The 4608-nt window shown below is 49.8% G+C and carries 4 protein-coding genes; 1 reads left to right on the top strand and 3 read right to left on the bottom strand.

From position 1 onward, the window contains the following. Nucleotides 1-69 precede the first annotated feature (69 nt). The 3 genes from PHU49_14980 to PHU49_14970 form a co-directional block, all read right to left on the bottom strand. Nucleotides 70-993 (bottom strand): YihY/virulence factor BrkB family protein, encoded by a 924-nt coding sequence (locus PHU49_14980; GenBank protein ID MDD5245311.1) that lies wholly within the window; start codon nt 991-993, stop codon nt 70-72. 289 nt (nt 994-1282) lie between these two features. Beyond that, the gene (locus PHU49_14975) at nt 1283-2257 is read right to left on the bottom strand and encodes an ABC transporter permease (GenBank protein MDD5245310.1); all 975 of its coding nucleotides are present in this window, start codon (nt 2255-2257) and stop codon (nt 1283-1285) included. Then, nucleotides 2238-3872, bottom strand: a complete 1635-nt coding sequence (locus PHU49_14970) for a peptide-binding protein (GenBank protein MDD5245309.1) — start codon at nt 3870-3872, stop codon at nt 2238-2240. The genes PHU49_14975 and PHU49_14970 overlap by 20 nt, the downstream gene beginning before the upstream one ends. 126 nt (nt 3873-3998) lie before the next feature. Here PHU49_14970 and PHU49_14965 point away from each other — a divergent pair. Continuing rightward, nucleotides 3999-4608: 6-phosphofructokinase (locus tag PHU49_14965; protein MDD5245308.1), on the top strand; the 610-nt coding region annotated here is incomplete at its 3' end.

Raw genomic sequence — 4608 nt, 5'->3', positions numbered from 1 at the left:
TCTTCGAGGTAAAAGAGGAGGAAACTGCCGGGATGGAGACACTGGTGCGGGAGGAGATGGAGCGGGTAGTTACCCTTTCCGTTCCCCTGAAGGTTTCGATTGGAAAGGGAGATAGCTGGGCTGCGGCTCACGGTTAGACGGTTCCGACATTACCGCCATCAATTCGGCGCAACCAATAAAGACAAAGACGGAAAAATAGATCCAGAAAAGAAATGCGATGAAAACGCCGTAGGTGCCGAAAAATGTGGTAAGTCTGCCTATATGAAGGATGAAATGTTTGAAGAGGAACTTCCCTGTATACCATAAGATCGTACCAAGGGTTGTGGAAGTGAAAAGCAACCGCTTGTTGCGGACCGGCGTGAGAAAATAGTAGAGCAGAAAAAACATTCCAAAGGCAAAGATCATATCAAAAATAGAAAATGCATAGACAAAAGGCGTTTTCATTATAAAGGGAGGCAATGTTTTAATGATCCGGGACTGGATCATCACGGTAAAGATGAAGCTGAAGAAAAGCATGGTCTGGACTATCGCGAAAAGCGAAGTGAGAAGAAGCTCCTCGCCCTTGCCCTTGATAAAGCTCTTTGGATTTTTACCGAAGATGATGTGGAATGAAGGCCTTAAAACAGCGAACAGCCTGGACGTGAAAAAAAAGAGGAACAATATCCCCAGCGGCCCTGACAGCTTCTTCGATACGGAGATTACGTTCAGTTCTTTTATAAACTTCTGTATCACGATGGTATTATAAGGTTCCGGTATAATATTCTTGATGTATTTCACCAGATGCACCGCGGGGTTGCTCAGGTCTATCACATAACCAAGGATAAAGATGGAAAGGAGGGTAAAAGGGATAAAGGTAAGGAGCACGTAATAACAGATGGAAGAGACAATTATATTCCCGTGGTCCCGCTGGTATTTTTTAAAGAGTCTCTTGATAATGTCCCAGAGATAATGAACTGCCTGCTTAACCCTTTTTTTATCGATACCCCTTTTCATAGATCCCCCGGTTATTGTAGCATGACGTGGCAGGTTAGCAAAATTAAAAAAGTGAAAGGTGAAAGGCCCTCGTAATTCGTGAATCGTAATTCGTAATTGGACAAACCTAATGAAAGGTGAATGTGTCATTGCGAGCGGAGCGCGGCAATCTCATTAATAGTTCATACCCTATGAGGTCGCTACGTCGCTTCGCTCCTCGCACCTTGTGCTTTTCCTCTTACGTCTCACGAATTACGAATTACGGTTGTTTCGCTATCAGCCATGAGCTATGAACTATGAGCTGTCTTTCTCACCCTATTCTAATTCTCGGGTCGGCGAGCGCGTAGGATATATCGGCGATGAGATTGCCGAGGAGCGTCAGGAATGCGCCGATGACGAGGATCCCCATGATCGTGGGATAATCCCGCGCCATGACGCTCATGTAAAAAAGCTGCCCCATTCCCGGGATAGAGAAGATGCTCTCGAAGATAACGCTTCCGCCGATAAGCCCCGGGATAGAGAGCCCGAGTATCGTGATCACCGGCAGGAGGGCGTTCCTCAGGGCATGTTTTTTGAGGACCATGCTTTCCGGCAGCCCTTTAGCGTATGCCGTCGTGATGTATTCCTGACGCAGCACTTCAAGGAGGCTGTTCTTCATATAGCGGGATATGCCGGCAAGTCCTCCGAAACCGGAGATACAGACCGGCAGGATCAGGTGCTTCGCCACATCGATGGTCTTGCCAAAGAAAGAAAGCTCACTGAAATTAAATGATTTGATGCCTGATATGGGGAGCAGTTCGAGGTAGACACCGAAGAACATCATCAAAAGCAGCGCGATCCAGAACGTCGGGGCCGCGTACCCCGCAAAGACAAAAGAGGTGAGCACCTTATCGAGGATGCTGTCCTTATAGCGGGCGCAGTAGATCCCGATGGGGATCCCCACAAGGAAGATGAGCGCCATGGACAGGAGATTGATGAGTATCGTGACGGGAAGCCTCTCTTTTATCTTGTCAATGACAGGCCTTCTGTCAGGCGCGAAGGACGTGCCGAAATCGAGTTTTACGACCCGCTTCAACCACATCCAGTACTGCACGTGGAGAGGCTTGTCGAGGCCGTAGAAGGCGCGTATCCTCTCCCTCACCTGTTTGGTCACCTTCGGGTTCATCTCGGAATCAAGGACCCCTGGCTCACCGGGCACGAGATGAATAACAGTGAAGGAGATCAGGGTGATCCCGAAGATCATGGGGACCATGAAAAAAAGCCGCTTAAGGAGATAGCGCAGCATCTGCCTTATACCTCCTCTGATTTTCCGGTACATACCATTTGATAAAGTTATACATCAGGCCTGCGGCAGCGGGTTCGATGCCCTTGAACCTCTTATGGACCGCGACTGTCGCGTAAGGGTAAAAAAGAAATGCATAGGGCGCTTCCTCGGCGATTATCTCCTGGAACCTTCCGTAGTATCTCTCTCGCTTTGCCCTGTCGAAGGTGTGTCGCGCCTTTATGATAAGTTCGTCAACCTCTTTGTTCTCGAATGATATGAAGTTGAGTTCCTTAAGCCCCTGTTTTGAGGAATGCCAGATGTCATAGGGATCAGGCTCGGGATTGATCGACCACCCAAGTATGACGGCTTCAAAATTCCGTTTGTCGATGAATTCGTTGATCAGGCTCGCCCATTCGAGAACCCGTATCTTCACCGTGATGCCGATCTCAGAGAGCCTCCTCTGGATCAGCTCCGCACACTGTATCCTGACGGTGTTGCCCTGGTTGACAAGGATCGTGAATTCAAAGGGACTGCCGTTTTTTTTCAACATGTCATCCGGTCCTTTTTCGTACCCGGCCTCTTTTAAAAGCGCCAGCGCCTTTTCCTTGCTGTAGCGGTATCTTTTCACGTTGCCGTTATAGGCCCACATGTTCGGCGTAAAAGGCCCTGTAGCCTCTTCGCCCAGCCCGAGGAGTATGCCGTCGATTATCTCTTTTTTGTTGATCGCGTAGGATATTGCCTGTCGTACACGCTTGTCTTTGAAAGGTCCGTGTTTTAGATTAAACCCGAGATAGGTATAGTTGAAGGCAAGGTATTTGAATTTGTTGTACTCCTGCTTGAACCTCGGATACTCTGTCTGCTTCAGGAATTGCAGCGGCGCGAGTCCCATCATGTCGATGCCGTAGTGCTTGAGTTCAAGGAACATGGTGGCGCTGTCAGGGATGATACGCATCATGTACCGGTCGATGTAAGGTCTCCCTTCGAAATAGTCCTTGTTCGCCGTCAGGATAATTCTGTCACCGGGCACCCATTCCTTGAAGACAAAAGGGCCTGTACCGACAGGTTTCCTGATGAGAGGGGACGTGGTAATATCCTTCCCTTCCAGGAGATGCTTCGGCATGATCGCCGTTGCCCAGCTTATCAGTGCCGGCGCGAACGGTTTATTGTAGGTCACCCTGAAGGTATAGTCATCAAGTACTTCGGCCTTTTTCACGAGTTGGAAATCGGCTGCATATGCCGTTGGCGTCCTGGGGTCAACGGTAACCTTATAGGTATACAGGACGTCGTGCGCCGTAAAGGGTTTTCCGTCATGCCACCTCACGTCCTTCTTCAAACGGAACGTTATGGAAAGGCCGTCCTTTGAGATCTCCCAGGATTTGGCAAGGTCGCCGACGATGTTGAGGTCTTTGTCATACTTGACAAGGCCATTATAAACGAGGCCCGATATCTCATGGGATGCCGAATCTGTGGAAAGAAGCGGGATAAGGTTCGACGCCTCTCCGATCGATGCCATAACGATCATATCCCCGTAGGCAGGCTTCCCCGGGTCATCGTATGACGTTGTCCCTTTCTGCTGTGAACAGCCGAAGAACAGAAAGGCCAGCAATATAAAGATAAGACTTTGTCTGGATAGCATTGACGTGGTTATTCTAACAAAGGTATCTGTCAAAGTAAAGGAGGCGCTTAAAAACCGCTTGACTTTGCGGTGTATTCGTAAATACTAAATGTATAAGGTTTCCAATCTTTTGCCGTGGAGGGGGTTATGACGTTTGGAAAAAAGATTGCCATAAATACAGGCGGAGGTGACGCACCCGGCCTGAATGCTGTAATCGAGGCCGTCGTTATGTCTGCTTCGAAGCGGAACTGGGAGGTCTACGGCATCAAGAACGGTTATGCGGGACTTCTGAATATCAACGAGATAGTGCGGCTGACCCCGGAAATGGTCCGTGGTATCTCAAGCACGGGAGGTACGATCATCGGGACGACCAACAAGGGCAACCCCTTTGAAATGCCTGTCCCCGATGCAGCAGGCGAGGTAGAGATCCGCGACGTCTCGGACAAGGTCGTAGAAAATTTCCAGCGGCTTGGTTTCGACTGCCTTGTTGCCGTGGGTGGGGACGGGAGCCTTAAAATAGCCCATGACTTCTACAAAAAGGGCATCCCGGTGGTAGGCGTCCCGAAGACCATCGATAATGACCTCGGAGGGACAGTGATCACCTTTGGTTTCGATACAGCGGTGAGCATCGCGACAGAGGCGATAGACCGTCTCCATTCGACCGCTCGCTCTCATGACCGCGTCATGGTGGTTGAGGTCATGGGGCGCCACGCAGGATGGATTGCCCTGAACAGCGGGCTTTCAGGGGGCGCCGACG

The sequence above is a fragment of the Syntrophorhabdaceae bacterium genome (genome assembly GCA_028713955.1).
Classification (GTDB): Bacteria; Desulfobacterota; Syntrophorhabdia; order Syntrophorhabdales; family Syntrophorhabdaceae; genus UBA5609.
The sequence above is the reverse complement of the archived record's forward strand: the minus strand, read 5'-3'. Positions and strand labels throughout refer to the sequence as shown.